This is a genomic window from Geodermatophilus sp. SYSU D00663 (assembly GCF_054050655.1).
The window spans coordinates 26,221-46,269 of record NZ_JBJGZT010000011.1 but is presented as its reverse complement, the minus strand read 5'-3'; the positions used below and the strand labels follow the sequence as shown (position 1 = coordinate 46,269).

The following is a 20,049-nucleotide window of genomic DNA, read 5'->3' as shown; positions in this document are numbered from 1 at the left end:
CGGTATCCGCCGGGTCTGACTCCGGTGCCGGTCCGCCCGATCGGGTGTCGGTCACTCGGGCAGCAGGTACCGCGCGGCCTCGCGGACGTGGGCCATCGCCGCCCGCGCGTGGGCGGGGCTCGCGCCGGCCAGGCCGCAGGCCGGGGTGAGGGTGACCGCCTCGTGCAGCGTCTCGGCCGGGAAGCCGAGCTCGCGCCACCAGGCGCGCAGCCGCGAGGCGGTGGCCTTCGGCGCCGGCAGCGGCGCGTCGGTCCCGGGGACGACGCCGGGCAGCAGGTGGGTGCCGGCCTCGACGGCGGCGCCGACGGCGTCGAGGTCCTGGACCAGCCCGAGGTCGAACGACAGCCCGGCCGCGCCCGTGGCGCGCAGCAGGTCCAGCGGCGCCCGGTTCGCGCAGCAGTGCACGACCACCGGGACGGGCAGCGCGGTCACGACCGCGGCGAGCTCCGCCTCGACGTCGGGCGCGGCGACGGCGGGCAGCCGGCCGAACCCGCTCGCCGTCGGCAGCGCGCCCTGCAGGACCGCCGGCAGCGAGGGCTCGTCGAGCTGGACGACGACCTGCGCGCCGGGCACCCGCGCGGTCACGGCCGCGACGTGCGCGGCGATGCCCTCGGCCAGCGACTGCCCGAGGTCGCGGCGGGCGCCGGCGTCGACGACGGCCCGCTCGCCGCGCTCCCGCTCGAGGCCGGCGGCCAGCGTCCACGGCCCCGCGGCCTGCACCTTGAACGGGCCGCGGTGGCCACCGGCGACGTCGTGCAGGGCGTCGAGGTCGCGGGCGAGGAGCTCCTGGGCGCGGCGCAGGTCCCGGCCGGGGCGCGGCACGAGACGCCAGCCGGCGGGGGTCAGGTCGACGGCGAGGTCGACGAGGAGGGCGGCGCTGCGGCCGAGCAGGTCCGCACCCGCGCCGCGGGCGGGCAGCTCGGGCAGGTGCGGCAGGCCCGGCAGCTCCCCCAGGACGACCCGCAGGGCCTCGGCCGGGTCGGTGCCGGGCAGCGACCCGACGCCGGAGGCCGGCCCCCACGGTGCGGGAGCCGGCCTCGGGTCGGTGCCGGTCGGGTCGGGCTCGGTCGGGGTGGCCACGGCGGCGACGGTAGTACCGCCGCCGCCGTGACCGGCCGGGCCCGGACGGTGCGTCGGTCAGACGGGCAGGCCGTGGTTCGCGGCCGGCGGGCTGACCGGGGACTGCGTCGCGAAGTACGCCACCAGGGCGTCGACGTCGACCGGGCCGGTGACCGGGTCCGTCCCGCCGGTGAAGGCGTCGAAGCGGTCACCACCGGTGACGAGGAACGAGTTGGCGGCGACCCGGTACGGGGCGTTCGCCGAGAGCACGGTGCCGTTCAGCGTGATCGAGCTGTCGACCACCCGGTCCCCGTAGGGCCGGGTCAGGTCGTACCGGTAGCTGAACCCGGCCGAGGTGCCCAGCACCAGCTGGCTGTTGCGCGGGCCCCCGCCCAGCTGGAACTGCTGCTCCAGCACGTCGTCGATCTGCGCGCCGGTGAGCGTGATCGCGTTGACCGTGTTGCCGAAGGGCTGGACGGCGAACAGCTCGCCGTAGGTGACCTCACCGGCCTCGATGTTGGCCCGCACGCCGCCTGGGTTCATGAAGGCGATGACCGGGTTGCCGAACTGCGCCTGCTGCAGCGCCACCCGCTGGGCCTCGGCGACCAGGTTGCCGATCGGCTGCTCGGCGCCGCGCTGGCTCGAGACCGAGTTGCCGATGAACGCCGTGGCCGAGCCGACGACGACGTTGCGGGACTCGGCAGCGCGGGCGTTCCAGTAGTCGACGATCGACTGCACCTCGGGGTCGGCGGCCTCGCGGGTCACCGGCACGTTGGTGGCCGAGTAGGTCGCGGTCCGCACGACGTCGCCCGTGCTGCGGCTGATGGTGAGACGGATGTCGGTGACCAGGCGGCCGTAGTAGCCGGCCTGGGTCACCAGGCGGGGCTTGCCGCTCGGGTCGTCCAGGCGGCAGTTGTAGGCGTTGTGGCTGTGCGCGCTGACGATCAGGTCGACTGCCGCGGAGGTGCGGGCGTTGATGTCGACGATCGGGCCGGTCAGCCCGGTGCAGCTGTTCGCCGTGGTGGTGGCGGCCGGGTCGGTGACCGCGCCGCCCTCGTGGACGAGGACGCCGATCGCCTCGATGCCCTGGCGCTGCAGCTCCGGCACCCACTGGTTGATCGCGTCGGCCTCGTCGATGAAGGTCACGTCCCGGACGCCGTCGGGCGAGACGATCGTCGGGGTGGTCTCGGTGACCACGCCGATGAGCGCGAACCGCTGGTTGGCCGGGGTCTGGAAGACCTGGTACGGCGGGAGCATCGGCCGGCCGGTGGCGTTGTCGATGACGTTCGCGGCCAGGTAGGGGAACTCCGCGCCGTGGAAGGCGTGCTCGCCCTCGCCGAAGCAGCCGTCGACGCCGGGGGTGATGCCCTCGCACGCCTCGACGTCGTCGCTGTAGGTGCCGTCGGTGGCGCCGGAGATGCGGCGCAGCTCCTCGGTGCCCCGGTCGAACTCGTGGTTGCCCACGGAGGAGACGTCCAGGCCCATGGCGTTGAGGGCCTCGATCGTCGGCTCGTCCTTGTAGACGCTCGACTCGAACGACGAGGCGCTGACCAGGTCGCCGGCACCGACGAACAACGACGTCGACGGGCCCTGGGTGGTGTCCTTGAACGTCGACTGCAGACGCTCCACGGTGGCGGCGATCTGCGGCGCGCCGCCGACCGGCACGGTGACGTCGTCCGAGGTGCCGAGCTTGCCGTCCGCACCGGGCGCGGTCGCCAGCGAGCCGTCGGCCCCGGTCTGCGGCGTGATCCGGCCGTGGAAGTCGTTCATGGCCAGCAGCTGGACGGTCACGTCCTTGGGCGCGGCCTGGGCCGCGCTCGGGACGGCCACGAGACCGGCCGTGGTCGCCACCGCGACGGCGGCGGCGAGGGAGAAGCGCGTTCGGCGCAAGGAGTCCTCCGGAGGACATGCGGAGCGGGCCACCGGAGACGGTGGCCCGGGCGGGGTCGTGAGCCGAGCTACCTAGCCGTGCTCAGGAAGCGGCTCGGACGACACGGTAGGTGACGGAGGGTTCCGACACCAGATCCTCCGGGTGACGATCAGGTGTCCGGCGGTCAGCTGCTGACGGTCCCCTGACCGAGCACCAGGTCGCCCCGCTCCGGGTCGGGCGCGTAGAGGACGGCCGACTGCCCGGGCGCGACGCCGCGCTGCGCCTCGTCGAGCGCGATCACCAGGCCGCCGTCGGGACCGGCGGTCACCGTGCAGGGGACGGCGGTCGCGTGCGCCCGCAGCTGCACCTCCGCGCGCAGCGGGAGCTGCGGTGCCGCCCCGATCCACGTCGGCCGGCCGGTGCGCACCTCGGCGACGCCGGCGAGCTCGGCGGTCCCCACCGTCACGGTCCGGGTGACCGGCTCGATGGACAGGACGTAGCGCGGCCGCTGGTCGCCGACGGCGATGCCCAGCCCGCGCCGCTGCCCCACGGTGAACCCGTGCGTGCCCTCGTGCGTGCCGACGGTGGCGCCGGTGGCGGCGTCGACGACCGGCCCGGGCGCCGTCCCCAGCCGCCGGGTGAGGAAGCCGCGGGTGTCGCCGTCGGGGATGAAGCAGATGTCGTGCGAGTCCGGCTTGGTCGCGACGGCGAACCCGCGCTCGGCGGCGATCGCGCGCACCCGCTCCTTGGTCATCGACCCCAGCGGGAACACCGCCCCCGCCAGCTGGCGCGGGGTGAGCACGCCGAGCACGTAGGACTGGTCCTTGGCCGCGTCCACCGACCGGCGCAGCCGGCCGCCCTCCAGCCGCGCGTGGTGGCCGGTGACGACGGCGTCGAAGCCGAGCGCCAGCGCCCGGTCGAGCACCGCGGTGAACTTGATCTTCTCGTTGCAGCGCAGGCACGGGTTGGGCGTGCGGCCGGCGGCGTACTCGGCGACGAAGTCCTCGACGACGTCCTCGGTGAACCGCTCCGCGAGGTCCCAGACGTAGAACGGGATGCCGAGCTCGTCGGCGACCCGCCGGGCGTCGTGGGCGTCCTCGACGCTGCAGCAGCCGCGGGCGCCGCTGCGCAGCGTCTGCCGGTCCGGCGAGAGCGCGAGGTGCACCCCGGTGACGTCGTGGCCGGCGTCGACCGCCAGCGCCGCGGCGACCGCGCTGTCCACTCCCCCGCTCATCGCGGCGAGCACGCGCACGAGCACTACCTCCCCGCCCCGCGGGCGCGCTCGACCACGGGGGCGATCACGGCCAGCAGCGCGTCGACGTCGTCGCCGGTGCTCGGCGAGCCCAGGCTGAACCGCAGCGAGCTGCGCGCCCGGGCGGCGTCGGCGCCGACGGCGGTGAGCACGTGGCTGGGCCGGGCCACCCCGGCGCTGCACGCCGACCCGGTCGAGCACTCGATGCCGCGGGCGTCGAGCAGCATGAGCAGCGCGTCGCCCTCGGCGCCGGGGAAGGACAGGTGCGCGTTGCCGGGCAGCCGGCCGGGCCCGCCGGCGACGACGTCGTCCAGCGGGGCGCCGTTGAGCTGCGCGTCGGGGACCTGCTCGAGCACCCCGGCCACCAGCCGGTCGCGCAGCGCGGCCAGCCGCTCGGCCCGCTCGGGCCGGGAGCCGGCGGCGGTGGTCACGGCGACGGCGAGGCCGACGATGGCCGCCACGTCGAGGGTGCCCGAGCGGACGTCGCGCTCCTGACCGCCGCCGTGCAGCAGCGGCATGCACTCCGCGTCGCGGCGCAGCAGCAGCACCCCGGCGCCCATCGGGCCGCCGAGCTTGTGGCCGGTCATGGTGAGCGCGTCGACGCCGCTGGCGGCGAAGTCCACCGGCACCTGGCCGACGGCCTGCACCGCGTCGGTGTGCAGCGGCACCCCCGCCGCGTGCGCCACCTCCGCCAGCGCGGCGACGTCGCTGACCGTGCCGATCTCGTTGTTGGCCCACATGACGCTGGCCACCGCGACGTCCGAGCCGTCGCCCAGCGCCTCGGCCAGCGCCTCCGGCGTCACCCGCCCGGTGGGCTCCAGGCGCAGCCAGGTGACCTCCGCGCCCTCGTGCTTGGCCAGCCACTCGGCGCTGTCGAGGACGGCGTGGTGCTCGGCCGGGCTCACCACGAGCCGCCGCCTGCGCGAGTCGGCCTCGCGTCGCGCCCAGTACAGGCCCTTCACCGCGAGGTTGTCGCCCTCGGTGCCCCCGCCGGTGAACAGCACCTCCGACGGGCGGGCGCCCAGCGCCTCGGCCAGCCGCTCCCGGGACTGCTCGGCGGCCCGCCGCGCGGCGCGGCCGCTGGCGTGCAGCGAGGAGGCGTTGCCCACCCGGCCGAGCTGTTCCGTCATCGCGGCCAGGACCTCGGGGAGCACCGGCGTGGTCGCCGCGTGGTCGAGGTAGGTCACTCCGCCCAGGTTAGTCGCGCACGACGGACCCGCTCGGGTGACGCCGGTGACCCCGGAGACGGCGACGGGCGCCGGCCCCCGGAGGGATCGGCGCCCGTCGCTGGTGACGTGCCGGGACGGCCCCGCTGCAGGGGCCCGCGCCGCGCGGAGCGTGGTGCGGGGGGCAGCGCGGTCCTCCGACTACTTGCGAGCGGCGATCTTCTCGGTGGCGGCCGGCACCACCTGGAAGAGGTCACCGACGACGCCGAAGTCGGCCAGCTCGAAGATCGGGGCCTCGGGGTCCTTGTTGACGGCCACGATCGTCTTCGAGGTCTGCATGCCGGCGCGGTGCTGGATCGCGCCGGAGATGCCGACGGCGATGTAGAGCTGCGGCGAGACGGTCTTGCCGGTCTGCCCGACCTGGAAGCTGTGCGGGTAGAAGCCGGAGTCGACCGCGGCACGCGAGGCACCGACGGCGGCGCCGAGCGAGTCGGCCAGGGCCTCGATGATCGAGAAGTTCTCCGCGCTGGCCACACCGCGGCCACCGGAGACGACGATCGAGGCCTCGGTCAGCTCGGGCCGGTTGCTCTTCTGCTCCACGACCCGGTCGACGACGCGGGTCTGCTTCGCCTGGTCGGACAGGCTGACCTCGACCGGGACCTCCTCACCGGCGGCGGGGGCCGGCTCGGGGGTGACCGAGTTGCCGCGCAGCGTGTAGATCGGGGTGCCGGTCGTCACCTTCGAGTGGACGATCTGCTGGCCGGCGAAGACCACCTGGGTGGCGGTGCCGTCGGCGGCGATCTCGCTGACGTCGGTCAGGAAGCCGCTGCCGGTCTTGAGCGCCAGCCGCGCGGCGACCTCCCGGCCCTCCGCGGAGGACGGGATGACGACGGCGGCCGGGGACGCCTGCTGCACCAGCTGGGCGAGCACCTCGGCCTTGGGGGCGACGAGGTACTCGTCGATCTCCGGGGACTCGGCGACGTAGACCTTCGCCGCGCCGTACTGGGCGAGCTGCTCGCGGGCACCGGCGGCGACGCCGGGGCCGCCGGCGACGACCGCCGAGACCTCACCCAGCGCGCGTGCGGCGGTGAGGGCCTCGAGGGTGCCCTTGCGGACGGTGCCGTCGGCCGGGTTCAGCTCGACGAGGACCAGGACCTCTGCCATGGCTGTTCAGTCTCCTCTTCGCTTCGGATCCGGGCCGGGTCAGACGAGCTTCTGGGCGGCGAGGAAGCCCACGAGCTCCTCGGCGCCGTTGCCCTCGTCGGTGACCTTGACGCCCTCGCCCTTCGGCGGGCGGCCGGCGAAGTCGAGGACCTGGCTGGTGGCGGTGGCGAGGCCGACGGCCGAGGCGTCCACGCCCAGGTCGGCCAGCGACCGGCTCTCCACCGGCTTCTTCTTCGCGGCCATGATCCCCTTGAAGGAGGGGTAGCGCGGCTCGTTGATGGTGTCCCAGGTGGACACGATGGCCGGCAGCGGGGCCTCCAGGGCCCAGTAGCCGCCGTCGGTCTGCCGCTCCACCTTCACCGTCGAGCCCTCGACGGTGAGCTTGCGGGCGCCGGAGACCTGCGGGATGCCCAGCCGCTCGGACAGCAGCGCCGGCATGACGCCCATCTGGCCGTCGGTCGACGTGGCGCCCATGAGGACCAGGTCGTACTCGAGCTGCTGCAGCGCCGCGGCGAGGACCGCCGAGGTCTGGACGGCGCACGAGCCGTGGATGGCGTCGTCCTGCACGTGGACGGCCTTGTCCGCGCCCATCGAGAGGGCCTTGCGGATGGCGTCGGTGGCGCTGCCGGGGCCGACGGTCAGCACGGTGACCTCGCCGCCCTGCGCCTCCTTGACCTGCAGCGCCTCCTCGATCGCGTACTCGTCGATCTCGTTGATGACGTTGTCCGCGGTGGCGCGGGCGACGGTGTTGTCCGACGGGTCCAGCGAGCGCTGGGTGCCCGAGTCGGGGACCTGCTTGACCAGAACGACGATGTTCATCGCCAGACCTACCTCCGCAGTCGGTCATGGGGGACGCGGGCCGCGGCCCGCCTGGCTCCGATAGTGGAGGTTACTGCGGGGTAACGGAGCGGCGGACCGGGGTGCCGGTGAGCCCGGTCACGCCGTCCAGCGGCCGGTGGCGGTGAACTCCTCGAGGACCGCCCGGTGGGGCGCGAGGTCCAGTCCGTGCTCGGCCACCCAGACGTCGGAGTGGTAGGTGTGCGCGTACCGCTCGCCGCCGTCGCAGAGCAGGGTGACCACGCTGCCGGCCCGTCCCTCGGCGACCATCTCCGCGACCAGCCGGAAGGCGCCCCACAGGTTGGTGCCGGTCGAGCCGCCGGCCAGCCGCCCGGTCACCCGCTCCAGGTGCCGCACCGCCGCCAGCGACGCGGCGTCAGGGACGCGGATCATCCGGTCGACGACCGACGGCAGGAACGACGGCTCGACCCGCGGCCGGCCGATCCCCTCGATCCGCGACGGCATCCCCGTCGTCCAGCCCGGCTCCTCCTCCACCCAGCCGGGGAAGAACGCCGAGTTCTCCGGGTCGACGACGGCCAGCCGGGTGGGGTGCCGCCGGTAGCGCAGGTAGCGGCCGAAGGTCGCGCTCGTGCCGCCCGTGCCCGCCCCGACGACGACCCACTCCGGCACCGGGTGGCGCTCCAGGGCCATCTGCTCGAACACCGACTCGGCGATGGTGTTGTTGCCGCGCCAGTCGGTGGCCCGCTCGGCGTTGCTGAACTGGTCCAGGTAGTGCCCGCCGCACTCGACGGCCAGCCGGCGCGCCTCGTCGTAGACGTCGGGGGCGTGGTCGACGAAGTGGCAGCGCCCGCCGGCGAACTCGATGAGCGCGACCTTCTCCTGGCTGGTCGAGGCGGGCATGACCGCGACGAAGGGCAGGCCCAGCATCCGGGCGAAGTAGGCCTCGCTGACCGCCGTCGACCCGCTGGAGGCCTCGACGACGGTGCTGCCCTCGGTGATCCAGCCCGAGCACAGCGCGTGCAGGAACAGCGAGCGGGCCAGCCGGTGCTTGAGGCTGCCGGTCGGGTGGGTCGACTCGTCCTTGAGGTAGAGGTCGACGCCCCACTCCGGCGGCAGCGGGTAGACGAGCAGGTGGGTGTCGGCGCTGCGCACCGCGTCGGCCTCGACGACGGCGATCGCCCTCTCCACCCACGCCCGCCCGGCGGGGTCGGACCGGTCGACGTCGGTGACCCCGTCCTCGGGGCTGGGGCGCTCGCTCACCCGGCCATCCTCGTGCACGGCCCCGGCGACCTGCGGCGACACCGGCGCGGCGCCGGGCACCCTGTGTCGTGGCACCGTCGCCGTCCGGCGGGACGCGGCGGTCCGCACGAGGACCTGCGAGCCGAACCGGTCCGTGCGCCGCCGGCCGGTCCCTACCCTCCCGACGCCCGCGCCACCGATCGGCCACGTCCCGGACCGGCCGCCGAGGGAGCCGACCATGCCCCGTCAGTTCGGCCGATACCTGCTCGAGGAGATGATCGGCGCGGGTGGCATGGGCGAGGTGTGGCGGGCGCGCGACACGCGCTTCGACCGGCTCGTCGCGCTCAAGCTCCTGCCCGAGGCGCTCAACCGGGACACGGAGTTCGCCGCCCGGTTCCGCCGGGAGTCGTACGTCGCGGCGCGGCTGCGCGAGCCGCACGTCGTCCCGATCCACGACTTCGGCGAGATCGACGGACGGCTGTACCTCGACATGCGCCTGGTCGACGGGCGCGACCTCGGCCGCCTCCTGGAGGACGGGCCGATCCCGCCGCAGCGCGCGCTGTCCCTGCTCGGCCAGGTCGCCGACGCCCTCGAGGCCGCGCACGCCGACGGGCTGGTCCACCGCGACGTGAAGCCCAGCAACGTGCTGGTGACGCCGACCGACTTCGTCTACGTCGTCGACTTCGGCATCGCCCGGTCGGTCGGCAGCACCCGCACCTCGCTGACGATCACCGGCGCCACCGTCGGGACGCTGGACTACATGGCGCCCGAGCGCTTCACCGACCAGCCCATCGACGGGCGGGTGGACGTCTACTCGCTGGCCTGCGTCCTCGCCCAGACCCTCACCGCCCGCAAGCCCTTCGGCGGGGAGGACCTGCCGGCGCTGCTCTACGCCCACCTCTACGCCGACCCCCCGCGGCCCAGCGAGGTCGTCCCCACCCTCCCGCGGGCGCTCGACGACGTGATCGCGCGCGGGATGGCCAAGCGGCCCGAGGAGCGGTACGCCACGCCGGGCGAGCTGGTCCGCGCGGCCCGGGAGGCCCTCGCGGAGCCGCCGGTGCCGGTCGTGCCGCCCACGGCGCCCCGGCAGGCGGCGACGGCCGCCGCTCCCCCGCCTCCCCCGCCGCCCGCCGCGCCGACGGTCCTCGGCGTCCGGTCCGGGGACGGGCGGCACAGCTCGGTGCGGCCCCTGGCGCCGGCCGGCCGCCCGCCGCACCGGGGCCGCCGCGCCGCCCTGGTCGCCGGCCTGGTGCTCCTGCTCGCCGTCGGGGGGCTCGCCTGGTGGCTGTGGCCGCGGGGGCAGGACGCCGACGGGACGGCGGGGGCCGCGGAGAGCACGACGCCGTCCCCGCAGGACACCGCCCCGCCGCCGAGCCCGCCGCCGCCGGCCAGCCTCGCCGTCCCCACCCGGCTCGGGGAGCCGATCGAGGTCCCGCCGACCCCGGGCTTCCTCGCCGTGGCCCCCAACGGCCGCTACGCCTACACCGCCCACCGGGCGGAGGGGGTGGTCAGCGTCCTGGACACGAACTCGCTGGAGGTCGTCTCCCGGATACCCATCCCGGCCGGGCCGCCGCAGTTCGTCACGTTCTCCCCCGACGGCGGCCGCGCCTATGTGACGGTGACCAACGCGGACCACACCGAGAACTCCGTGGCCTTCGTCGACACCACCACCAACGAGGTGGTCCGCACCGTGGAGGTGGGCCTGCGCCCCTTCGCGCCGGCGACCTCGCCCGACGGCCGGCTGCTGTACATCCCGCTGCACGACGAGGGCCGGGTCGAGGTGCTCGACACGGAGAGCGGCGACGAGGTCGCCTCGTACGACGTCGCGCCCAACCCGCACTGGATCGCCGTCTCCGCCGACGGCACGCGCGCCTACACCGCCAACCACGAGTCCGACGTGCTGTCGGTGCTCGACCTCACCGACGGCGGGCGGGTGCTGCAGGAGATCCCGGCCGGCGACTCGCCGCACAGCGTGGCCGTCTCCCCCGACGGGAGCCGGGTCGCGGTGGTGGCCTACGACAGCAGCGAGGTCCACCTGGTCGACACCGCCACCGGCGCGGCGGTCAGCGGCCCCGTGGGGCTGCAGCCGCAGGACGTCAGCTGGGCGGCGGACGGCCGGCGCCTCTACACCGCGGACGTCGACGGCGACACCATGTCGGTGGTCGACGCCCGGACCCTGCAGGTGACCGCCAGCGTGCCGACCGGGGACGGCCCGACCAGCGTCGCCGTCTCCCCCGACGGCCTGCGGGCCTACGTCACCAACCTCAACGACGCGACGGTGGTCGTCTACGAGCTGACCGCCTGAGGGTCGGCGCCCGCGGGCTCGACCAGCGCGGGGCGCTCGGCCGGGGTGACGGTGACCGCCGTCCCGGGGGTGAGGCCCTGGCTCCCGGCGCTGGGGACGTCGGCCTGAACCTCGACCCCGTCGGGCAGCGCGACCGCCAGGCGGGTGGTGGCGCCGGAGAACGTGCGGGTGACCACCCGGCCCACCCCGCGCGGGTCCTCGACGACCTCCAGCGCCTCGGGCCGCACCAGTGCGAACGCGGGCCCGGACGACGGGGCGGCGCCGAGCACCTCGCGGCGCACGCCGAGGAACTCGACGTCGCCGTCGCCGAGGACGGCCGGGATGCGGTTCATGGTGCCGACGAAGCCGGCCACGAACGCCGTCGCCGGGCGCTCGTAGAGGTCGTCGGGGGTGGCCACCTGCTCCAGCCGGCCGTCGCGCATGACGCCGACCCGGTCGGCCACCGACAGCGCCTCGGACTGGTCGTGGGTGACGAACACGGTGGTGATGCCCAGCTCGAGCTGGATGCGGCGGATCTCCTCGCGCAGCTGCACGCGCACCTGGGCGTCGAGCGCCGACAGCGGCTCGTCCAGCAGCAGCACCTGCGGCGCCACGGCCAGCGCGCGGGCCAGCGCCACCCGCTGCTGCTGGCCGCCGGAGAGCTGGTGCGGGTAGCGCTGCCCGCGGTCGGCGAGCCCGACCAGCTCCAGCAGCTCCGCGGCCCGCCCGGCGCGCTCCTCCCTGCCCCGGCGGCGCACCCGCAGCCCGAAGGCGACGTTCTCGGCCACGGTCATGTTCGGGAAGAGGCTGTAGGCCTGGAACACCATCCCGACGTCGCGCTTCGACGGCGGGATGCCGGTGACGTCGCGGCGGTCGAACCAGACCCGGCCGGCGTCGGGCACCTCGAAGCCGGCGATCGCGCGCAGCGCCGTCGTCTTGCCGCAGCCCGAGGGTCCCAGCAGGGCGAGGAACTCCCCGCCCGCGACCTCCAGGTCCAGCCCGTCGAGCGCGAGCACCGGACCGTAGCGGCGGGTCAGCCCCTCCAGGCGGACGCCGACCGGCGCCTGCTCGCGCAGGTCGGCGGGCGCGGCGGCCCGCGGGGCTGCGGGGACGGCGGTCATGCGGGGTCCTCCTCGCGGCGCCGGCGGTCCAGCGCGGAGATGAGCAGCAGCAGCACCCAGGTCAGCAGCAGCGAGAGCACCGAGACCGCCACCGACAGCCGCGGCTGCGAGCCGGAGATGCGCACGATCCAGGTGGGGAAGGTCTCGAAGCCCAGGATGTTGGCGACGGTGAACTCGCCCAGCACCAGCGCCAGGGTGAGGAAGGCGGCGTTGAGCACCGACGTGCGCAGCACCGGCAGGACGACCGAGGCCATCACCCGCGGCCACGAGGCACCGAGCACCCGCGCGGCCTCGGTGAGCGTGCGCAGCTGGGCGCCGCGGACGCCGGCGTCGAGCGCCCGGTAGACGAACGGCAGCGCCAGCACGACGTAGACGAGCACCAGGATCCACGGCAGCGCCGGCTCCTGGAGCGCGAAGAACGCCTCGGCGAGCGGGGTGCCGTAGAAGTAGTCGGGCGCCCAGGCCAGCACGCTGCGCACGCCGACCACCAGCGCGATCGGCGGCAGCAGCAGCGGCACGAGGGTGAGGAACTCGACCAGCGGGCGCAGCCGCGGCAGCCGCAGCTCCACGAGCACCACGGTGGGCACTACGAGCAGCAGCGCGATCCCGACGGTGAGCACCCCGAGCAGCAGCGAGCGGCCGAAGTTCTCGGCGAACCCCTCGGCGCCGGGGATGCTCGTGTAGGCGTCGGCGGTGACCCCGTCGCGGCCCCGGACGGTGAACCACAGCGAGGCGCCCAGCGGCACGAGGAAGTACAGGCCGAGGACGGCGAACACCGCCCACCGCCACCGGCCGCGGCCCCGCCGGGCGGGCCGGACCGGGGTCTCCGGCTCGACGCCGCCGGCGCCGGTGACGCCCGCGGTGGAGACGCCGGCCGTCGTCGCGCTCACGCCAGCCACCGCGACGTGCGCCGCTGCACCCAGGTGTAGAAGGCCATCACCAGCCCGACGAGGACGACCATCCCCAGGGCCAGCGCCTTGCCGAGGTTCTCCGCGCCGACGACGACGTTGCTCGACAGCGAGTCGGCGATCTGCAGCGTCACCAGCGGCAGGCTCGAGCCGACCAGCGCCTTGGCCGTGGCGTAGGCGGCGAACGCGGAGGCGAACAGCAGCATCGTGGCGCCGAGCACCGGCGGGAGGAGGACGGGCCCGCCGACGTGGCGCCAGTACTGCCAGCGGCTGGCGCCGAGGACGTCGGAGGCCTCGCGCCACTGCGGCCGCAGCGCCTCGACCGCCGGGACGATGGTCAGCACCATCAACGGCACGAGGAAGTACAGGTAGACCAGCGCGAGGCCGGCCATCGAGTACAGCGAGAAGCCGTCGAGGCCGAGGGTGTCGGTCAGCAGGGCGGTGACCACACCGGCGTTGCCGATGGTGGCGAGGAACGCGAACGCCAGCGGGACGCCGCCGAAGTTGGCCAGGACGCCCGAGGCGGTGAGCACCAGCCGCCGCAGCAGCCGGCCGCGCCGGGTGCCGACGACGGCGAAGGCGAGCGCCAGGCCGAGCACCGCGCCCAGCACCGCGGTGACCGCCGACAGCTGCAGGCTGCCGAGGTAGGCGCGGGCGTAGGCGCCGCCGGTGACCGTGCCGAGGTTCGCCGTCGACCAGCTCTCCTCGAAGGTGACCGGGTCGGTGGCGCGGAACGCCTCCACGGCCAGCACGCCGACCGGCAGCAGCAGGAAGACCGCGACGTAGAGCAGGAACGGCAGGACGCCCAGCGCGGGCAGCAGCGCGCCGCGCCGGCGTCCGCTGCGGGACGCCGGCGCGGCGGGGGCGGGTGCGGTGCTCAGCCCGACATCTCCTGGTTCCACCGGGTGGCGACCACCTGCTGGGCGGCGCTCTCCTGCTCCTGGGTCGGGAAGTCCGCGGTGCCCTCGACCGGCGGCAGCGCGGCCAGCGCCTCGGCGTCGGCGGTCCCGGCCTCCTCCATCGCCGGCAGCCGGACCGGCCGGGCACCGCCGGCCAGGTACAGGTTCTGGCCGCGGTCGCTGTAGAGGAACTCCTGCCACAGCCGCGCGGCGGCCGGGTGCGGGGCGTAGGCGCTGATCGCCTGGCTGTAGTAGCTGCCGAACAGCCCGTCGGAGGGGACGGCGACCTGCCACTCGACGCCCTGCTCGGCGAGGGTCCCGGTCAGGGCGGCGTTGTTGTAGTCCCAGTCGATGGCCAGCGGGGTCTCCCCGCTCTGGATCGTCGCCGGGGTGATCTCGACCGGGTTCCAGTTGCCGGCGTCCTTGACCTGGACGAAGAAGTCGATGCCCGGGCCGATGTCGTCCAGGCTGCCGCCGTTGGCCAGCGACGCCGCCCAGACCCCGGAGAAGGCCGCCGCGGCCTGGGTCGGGTTGCCGTTGAGCGCCACCTGGCCGGCGTACTGCGGGTCGAGCAGCTGGGCGAAGGTGGTCGGGCACTCGGCGATCACCGTGGCGTTGCAGCCGATGGAGATGTAGCCGCCGTAGTCGTTGTACCAGTACCCCTCGGGGTCCTTCTGGCCCTCGGGGATGTCGTCCCAGGTCTCCACCTGGTAGGGCGCGAGCAGGTCCTGCGCCTGCGCCTGGCGGGCGAAGGCGGTGCCCAGGTCGAGGACGTCGGGCGCGCGGTCCTGGCCGCGCTGGCTCTCGACGGCGTTGATCTCGTCCTGGCTGGACCCGTCGGGCGAGGCGCTGTTGACGGTGATCCCGTACTCCTCCTCGAAGGCGGAGATGATCTCGCCGTAGTTCGCCCAGTCCGGCGGCAGCGCGATGACGTTGAGCTCACCCTCCGCCTGGGCCGCCTCGACGAGGGCGTCCATGCCACCGAGGTCCTCGGCCGAGCGCGCGGTGGCCGCGTCCGATCCGCCGCCCCCGCCTCCCGAGCCGCCGTCGTCGCCGCCGCCGCACGCGGTCAGCACGAGGGTCGCGGCCGCCACGACGGTCGCGGTCCTCAGGGTGGGGGTGGATCGCACGGGTCCTCCTCGGGAGCTGTCGGACTGCCCTCCGGGCCCGGCGGGACGCCGTCCGGGGGGCTCGACGGATGGTGGCAGAACCGGACCGTCCGGAGGGCCGGTTCCGGTGACGGTCCGGGGAACGTTCGGGAGACGCCGGGGGTCAGCGCCCGGTGAAGGTCGCCTTGCCGGGCCCGCTCTCGAGGAAGGAGCGCATCCCGGTCTTCTGGTCCTCGGTGTCGAACAGCCCGGCGAACAGCCGGCTCTCCAGGGCCAGGCCCCGCTCGAGCGGCCCGTCGAGCCCCTCGTCGATCGCCTGCTTGGCCGCGGCCAGCGCCAGCGGCGGCCCGGCGGCGAACTTCCGCGCCATGGCGACGGCGGTGTCGTACACCTCGGCGTCCGGGACGACGGCGTCGGCCAGGCCCATCTCCAGCGCCTCCTCGGCGCCGACGTGCCGGCCGGTGAAGACGAGGTCCTTGGCCTTGGCCGGGCCGACCAGGCGGGCCAGCCGCTGGGTGCCGCCGGCGCCGGGGATGACGCCGAGCAGGATCTCGGGCTGGCCGACCTTCGCGCCGGCGCCCATGACCCGGAAGTCGGCGCACAGCGCGAGCTCGTAGCCGCCGCCGAGGGCGTAGCCGGTGATGGCGGCGATGACCGGCTTGGGGATGCGGGCGACCGTGGTGAAGCTGTGCGTGAGCTCGCGGCCCCAGGCCACCATCGCGGAGCCGGTCAACTGCGACATCGCCTTGATGTCGGCGCCGGCGGCGAACACCCGCTCCCCGCCGTAGACCACGACGGCGCGCACGTCGGCCCGCTCGGTCGCCTCGATCGCCGCGGTCCGCACCTCGGTGTGCAGCTGCTCGTCGATCGCGTTCATCTTGGGCCGGTCGAGGCGGATCGTGCCCACCCCGTCCTCCACCGACAGGGTCACGAACTCGGGCGCTGCCATGCACGGCCTCCAGCGAGGGGGGACGACGTCGTCGCCTGGACCCTAACCAGCGGGCCGTGGTCAGCCCCGGCGACGGGCGGTGAAGCGGCCGTCGGAGCGCTCGAGCGCCAGCGGCAGGCCGAACGTCTCCGACAGCAGCTCGGCGGTGATCACCTGCTCCAGCGGGCCCGACGCGACCACCGCCCCCTGGCGCAGCAGCAGCGCGTGCGTGTAGCCCGGCGGGATCTCCTCGACGTGGTGGGTGACCAGCACCTGCGCCGGGGCGTAGAGGTAGGTGGCGAGGTCCGACAGCCGGCTCACCAGGTCCTCGCGGCCGCCGAGGTCCAGGCCCGCGCCGGGCTCGTCGAGCAGCAGCAGCTCCGGGTCGGGCATCAGCGCGCGGGCGATCTGCACCCGCTTGCGCTCCCCCTCGCTGAGGGTGCCGAAGGGCCGGTGCGCGATCCGCTGCACGCCCCACTGCTGCATGAGCGTCGCGGCGCGGGTGAGGTCGTGGATGTCGTAGCGCTCCCGCGCGCGGCCGACGATCGCGTACCCGGCGGACAGGACGACGTCGCCGGTGCGCTCCCCCGACTCGATCCGCTGCGCCAGCGCCGCGCTGGTCAGGCCGATCCGCGGGCGCAGCTCGAAGACGTCGACCGCGCCCATCGTCTCGCCGAGCAGCCGCACCTCACCGCGCGTGGGGTGCATGTGCGCCCCGGCCAGCTGCAGCAGCGTCGTCTTGCCCGCGCCGTTCGGGCCGAGCACCACCCAGCGCTGCTCGGGCCGGACGGTCCAGTCCACCCCCCGCAGCAGGTGCGACTGCCCGCGGACGACGTCCACGCCGCTCATCTCGACGACCGGTTCTGCTCCGCCGACGGCGGGACTGCTCGACACGACCCCATCCAACCAACCCGCCCGCCTGCACCCGGGGAGGTGGCGGTCTTGGCACGATCACCCGGTGAGGACCACCAGCGAGGACGTCGAGGTCTGGCCGGGCTCCCCCGCTCCCCTGGGCGCGCACTGGGACGGCACCGGCACGAACTTCGCGCTGTGGTCGGCCGGCGCCACCGCCGTCGACCTGTGCCTGTTCGACGACGGCGGCTTCGAGCACCGGCACCGGCTGCAGGAGACCACCCACCAGGTCTGGCACGGGCGGCTGCCCGGCATCGGCCCCGGCCAGCGCTACGGCTACCGGGTGCACGGGCCCTGGGACCCCGGCGCCGGCCACCGGTGGAACCCGGAGAAGCTGCTGCTGGACCCCTACGCCCGCGCCGTCGACGGCGACCTCTCGCTGCACCCCGCGCTGTTCGCCTACCGCGCCGACGGCCCGGACACGGGCCCGGCCGACCCGCGGGACTCCGCGCCGTACGTGCCGCGCGGCGTCGTCGTCCACGACTCCTTCCCCTGGGACGGCGACCGGCGGCCGGCCACCTCCTGGTCGGACACCGTCGTCTACGAGGTGCACGTCAAGGGCGCGACCATGCGCCACCCCGGCGTGCCGCCGGCGCTGCGCGGCACCTACGCGGGGCTGGCGCACCCGGCGTTCGTCGAGCACCTGGTGTCGCTGGGCGTCACCGCCGTCGAGCTGCTGCCGGTGCACCACTTCGTCAGCGAGCCGCACCTGCTGCGCCGCGGGCTGACCAACTACTGGGGCTACAACACCCTCGGCTACTTCGCCCCGCACGCCGCCTACAGCTCGGCCGGGTCCGGCGGGGCGCAGGTGACCGAGTTCAAGGCGATGGTGAAGGCGCTGCACGCGGCCGGCATCGAGGTGGTCCTCGACGTCGTCTACAACCACACCGCCGAGGGCGACCACACCGGGCCGTCGCTGTCGCTCAAGGGCATCGACAACCCCGGCTACTACCGGCTCAACGGCGAGAACCGGGCCCGCTACACCGACTACACCGGCTGCGGGAACACCCTCGACGTCCGCCGGCCGCAGGTGCTGGCGATGCTCATGGACTCCCTGCGGTACTGGGTCACCGAGATGCACGTCGACGGCTTCCGGTTCGACCTCGCCGCCGCGCTGGCCCGGTCCTTCCACGACGTCGACCGGCTCTCGGCGTTCTTCGACGTCGTCCACCAGGACCCGGTGGTCAGCCAGGTGAAGCTCATCGCCGAGCCGTGGGACGTCGGCGAGGGCGGCTACCAGGTGGGCAACTTCCCGCCGCTGTGGACCGAGTGGAACGGCCGCTACCGCGACACCGTGCGCGACGTCTGGGCCGGCTCGCACGTCGGCGTCCGCGACCTGGCCTACCGGCTGACCGGCTCCTCGGACCTCTACCGCTCCGACGGCCGCCGCCCGTTCGCCAGCGTCAACTTCGTCACCGCCCACGACGGGTTCACCCTCACCGACCTGGTCACCTACGAGCGCAAGCGCAACGAGGCCAACGGCGAGGACAACCGGGACGGCGAGAGCCACAACCGCAACTGGAACTGCGGCGTCGAGGGACCCACCGACGACCCGGAGGTGCAGGCGCTGCGCGGCCGACAGGTCCGCAACCTGCTGACGACGCTGCTGCTGTCGACCGGCGTGCCGATGCTCACCGCCGGCGACGAGCTCGGCCGCACCCAGGGCGGCAACAACAACGCCTACTGCCAGGACAACGAAGTGTCCTGGATCGACTGGGACGCCGTCGACGGGGACCTGCTCGCCTTCGTCCGCCGGCTGGTGCGGCTGCGCCACGACGCGCCGGTGCTGCGCCAGGAGGCGTTCTTCGAGGGCCACGAGATCCCGGGCACCGGCGGCACCCGCGACCTGGCCTGGTTCGCGCCCGGCGGCGGGCAGCTGACCACCGCGGACTGGTTCGACACCGGCCTGCAGACGGTCGGCATGTACCTCGACGGCCGCGGCATCCGGCACAGCGACGAGCGCGGCCGCCCGGTCGTCGACGACTCCTACCTCGTGCAGCTGCACGCCGGGCCGGAGCCGGTGACGGTGCAGCTGCCGGGGGCGCCGTGGTCCGACGGCTACGAGCTCGTGCTGAGCACCGAGTACCCGACCGGGGCGCCGCCGCGGCCGGCCGTCGTCGCGCCGGGACCGATCGAGGTGCCGCCGCGCACCGTCTGGCTGCTGCGCGTCCTGCGCCGCCCGCACGATCAGGTGAGCTGATCGTGCGGCGTCCCGGCTCACCGTCGACGCCGAGCCAGGACACGTTCCGGTGAGCCAGGACGCGTCGAGGTGAGCCCGGAGACGCCGCGGGCCCGGTCCCCTCGGGGAACCGAGCCCGCGGAGGGCGGTGCGCCTAGTCCTGGGGCTGCTCGTAGGTGATGACCGTCCAGCCGAGCAGGAGGCGGTCGCCGTCGGAGAGCGGGTGGGCGACGCCGGGCTCGAGCTGGGTCCACTCGGTGGCCTCGGGGCCGGCGACGTGGGTGCCGTTGAGCGAGCCGAGGTCGGTGAGGGTGACCTCGCGGCCGGAGCGCTGGATGGCCGCGTGCGCCGAGGAGAGCACGTTCTGCGTGTCGGCGATCGGCACCGGCCGGGCGTTGCCCGCGGTCACCAGCTCGTGGCTGTCGGGGCGGCGGCCGAGGACGAGGTCCTCGTCGACGGTGACGACCAGGCCGTCGTCGAAGCGCAGCACCGGCGCGGCGGCGGCGTCGGGCTTCCAGAACGCCGTCTCCTCGCCGCCGTCGTCGACGCGGGTGGAACCCTGCCCCGACGGCGAGGACCCGACCGCGGCGCCGTAGGACGGCGCGGCGGCGAAGCCGGCGTCCGAGCCCGCGCTGAACGACGACGCCGGCGTGTGGGTGGCCGGCGGGACGGCGGCCGGGGCGGCGGAGGCCGCCGCGAGCTGCAGCAGCGCGCCGGCGCCGGGGACCGCGCCCTCGACGAGGTCGTAGGCGACGCCCGGCGGCATCTGCGGCGTGGCCTGGCCCGGGCCGACGTAGAGCGTGGCGCCGAGCGGGAACCCGGCGGCCAGGCTGCACCCGTCGGCCGGCTGGCCGGAGACCGGGACGCCGTCGACGGCCGGCTGGCCCTTGCCGGACCACAGCGCGACGCCGGTGCCGGTGCCGCCGCTGGTGTCGACGAGGACGAGCGCGAAGGAGGCCGAGCCGCCCCCGAGCGCGGGCACCTGGGCGGCGACCGCCGCGAGGACGCGGTCGGCGCCGGGGCCGGACACGCCGAGGCAGGCGTGCAGGGCGGCGACGAGGGCCGGCGAGCCGGGAGCGTCGACCCAGAGCAGTCCCCCGCCGCGACGGGCCACGAGGGCGTCTCCGGGCAGGACTTCACAGCGGTCGGGCATGCGCGCCA

General features: G+C 75.0%; 16 protein-coding genes. 2 read left to right on the top strand and 14 right to left on the bottom strand.

Annotated elements, in window-relative coordinates:
• Positions 1–51: 51 nt before the first annotated feature.
• From ACI79Z_RS10475 to cds1, 7 genes are all read right to left on the bottom strand, one after another.
• The gene (locus ACI79Z_RS10475; RefSeq protein ID WP_387992607.1) at positions 52–1,080 is read right to left on the bottom strand and encodes a methionine synthase; all 1,029 of its coding nucleotides are present in this window, start codon (positions 1,078–1,080) and stop codon (positions 52–54) included.
• A gap of 57 nt (positions 1,081–1,137) precedes the next feature.
• Positions 1,138–2,949, bottom strand: a complete 1,812-nt coding sequence (locus tag ACI79Z_RS10470; protein ID WP_456902587.1) for a bifunctional metallophosphatase/5'-nucleotidase — start codon at positions 2,947–2,949, stop codon at positions 1,138–1,140.
• Positions 2,950–3,113: 164 nt separating this feature from the next.
• Entirely contained in the window at positions 3,114–4,181 is a 1,068-nt protein-coding gene (mnmA, locus tag ACI79Z_RS10465) for a tRNA 2-thiouridine(34) synthase MnmA (RefSeq protein WP_387992601.1), read from the bottom strand.
• Positions 4,182–4,186: 5 nt separating this feature from the next.
• Complete coding sequence (locus ACI79Z_RS10460; RefSeq protein ID WP_387992598.1) at positions 4,187–5,368, bottom strand: cysteine desulfurase family protein; 1,182 nt, start codon at positions 5,366–5,368, stop codon at positions 4,187–4,189.
• 180 nt (positions 5,369–5,548) lie between these two features.
• The gene (locus tag ACI79Z_RS10455; protein WP_387992595.1) at positions 5,549–6,511 is read right to left on the bottom strand and encodes an electron transfer flavoprotein subunit alpha/FixB family protein; all 963 of its coding nucleotides are present in this window, start codon (positions 6,509–6,511) and stop codon (positions 5,549–5,551) included.
• Positions 6,512–6,550: 39 nt separating this feature from the next.
• Complete coding sequence (locus tag ACI79Z_RS10450) at positions 6,551–7,330, bottom strand: electron transfer flavoprotein subunit beta/FixA family protein (protein WP_387992592.1); 780 nt, start codon at positions 7,328–7,330, stop codon at positions 6,551–6,553.
• 117 nt (positions 7,331–7,447) lie between these two features.
• Complete coding sequence (gene cds1 / locus ACI79Z_RS10445) at positions 7,448–8,569, bottom strand: L-cysteine desulfhydrase Cds1 (RefSeq protein ID WP_456902586.1); 1,122 nt, start codon at positions 8,567–8,569, stop codon at positions 7,448–7,450.
• A 217-nt stretch (positions 8,570–8,786) separates the two neighbouring features.
• On the opposite strand from cds1, the gene ACI79Z_RS10440 reads away from it, so the two are divergent.
• A complete protein-coding gene (locus ACI79Z_RS10440; RefSeq protein WP_456902585.1) occupies positions 8,787–10,853 on the top strand; it encodes a protein kinase domain-containing protein in 2,067 nt (688 codons plus the stop codon).
• Here the strand turns inward: ACI79Z_RS10440 and ACI79Z_RS10435 are convergent.
• From ACI79Z_RS10435 to ACI79Z_RS10410, 6 genes are all read right to left on the bottom strand, one after another.
• A complete protein-coding gene (locus ACI79Z_RS10435) occupies positions 10,835–11,953 on the bottom strand; it encodes an ABC transporter ATP-binding protein (RefSeq protein WP_456902584.1) in 1,119 nt (372 codons plus the stop codon). The genes ACI79Z_RS10440 and ACI79Z_RS10435 overlap by 19 nt on opposite strands.
• Complete coding sequence (locus ACI79Z_RS10430) at positions 11,950–12,843, bottom strand: ABC transporter permease subunit (protein ID WP_387992581.1); 894 nt, start codon at positions 12,841–12,843, stop codon at positions 11,950–11,952. Before ACI79Z_RS10430 ends, ACI79Z_RS10435 begins: the two co-directional genes overlap by 4 nt.
• Positions 12,840–13,763: an ABC transporter permease gene (locus ACI79Z_RS10425; RefSeq protein WP_456902583.1), complete on the bottom strand. Its 924-nt coding sequence runs from the start codon at positions 13,761–13,763 to the stop codon at positions 12,840–12,842. The genes ACI79Z_RS10430 and ACI79Z_RS10425 overlap by 4 nt, the downstream gene beginning before the upstream one ends.
• Entirely contained in the window at positions 13,739–14,890 is a 1,152-nt protein-coding gene (locus tag ACI79Z_RS10420) for an ABC transporter substrate-binding protein (protein ID WP_387992575.1), read from the bottom strand. The genes ACI79Z_RS10425 and ACI79Z_RS10420 overlap by 25 nt, the downstream gene beginning before the upstream one ends.
• Positions 14,891–15,032: 142 nt before the next feature.
• A complete protein-coding gene (locus ACI79Z_RS10415) occupies positions 15,033–15,818 on the bottom strand; it encodes an enoyl-CoA hydratase/isomerase family protein (RefSeq protein WP_456902582.1) in 786 nt (261 codons plus the stop codon).
• 60 nt (positions 15,819–15,878) lie between these two features.
• On the bottom strand, positions 15,879–16,691 hold the full coding sequence (locus ACI79Z_RS10410; protein ID WP_387992569.1) for an ABC transporter ATP-binding protein: 813 nt from the start codon (positions 16,689–16,691) through the stop codon (positions 15,879–15,881).
• 64 nt (positions 16,692–16,755) lie between these two features.
• On the opposite strand from ACI79Z_RS10410, the gene glgX reads away from it, so the two are divergent.
• Positions 16,756–18,909, top strand: coding sequence for a glycogen debranching protein GlgX (gene glgX / locus ACI79Z_RS10405; RefSeq protein WP_456902581.1), 2,154 nt, complete (start codon positions 16,756–16,758; stop codon positions 18,907–18,909).
• A gap of 133 nt (positions 18,910–19,042) precedes the next feature.
• Here glgX and ACI79Z_RS10400 read toward each other — a convergent pair whose 3' ends face one another.
• On the bottom strand, positions 19,043–20,041 hold the full coding sequence (locus tag ACI79Z_RS10400) for an FHA domain-containing protein (protein ID WP_387992563.1): 999 nt from the start codon (positions 20,039–20,041) through the stop codon (positions 19,043–19,045).
• Positions 20,042–20,049 lie beyond the last annotated feature (8 nt).

Excerpts from the sequence above, each read along its gene's own strand:
- ACI79Z_RS10455 (WP_387992595.1), bottom strand. The coding sequence starts at position 6,511 with ATGGCAGAGGTCCTGGTCCTCGTCGAGCTGAACCCGGCCGACGGCACC.
- ACI79Z_RS10450 (WP_387992592.1), bottom strand. The coding sequence starts at position 7,330 with ATGAACATCGTCGTTCTGGTCAAGCAGGTCCCCGACTCGGGCACCCAG.
- ACI79Z_RS10440 (WP_456902585.1), top strand. The coding sequence starts at position 8,787 with ATGCCCCGTCAGTTCGGCCGATACCTGCTCGAGGAGATGATCGGCGCG.
- ACI79Z_RS10435 (WP_456902584.1), bottom strand. The coding sequence starts at position 11,953 with ATGACCGCCGTCCCCGCAGCCCCGCGGGCCGCCGCGCCCGCCGACCTG.
- ACI79Z_RS10415 (WP_456902582.1), bottom strand. The coding sequence starts at position 15,818 with ATGGCAGCGCCCGAGTTCGTGACCCTGTCGGTGGAGGACGGGGTGGGC.
- ACI79Z_RS10400 (WP_387992563.1), bottom strand. The coding sequence starts at position 20,041 with ATGCCCGACCGCTGTGAAGTCCTGCCCGGAGACGCCCTCGTGGCCCGT.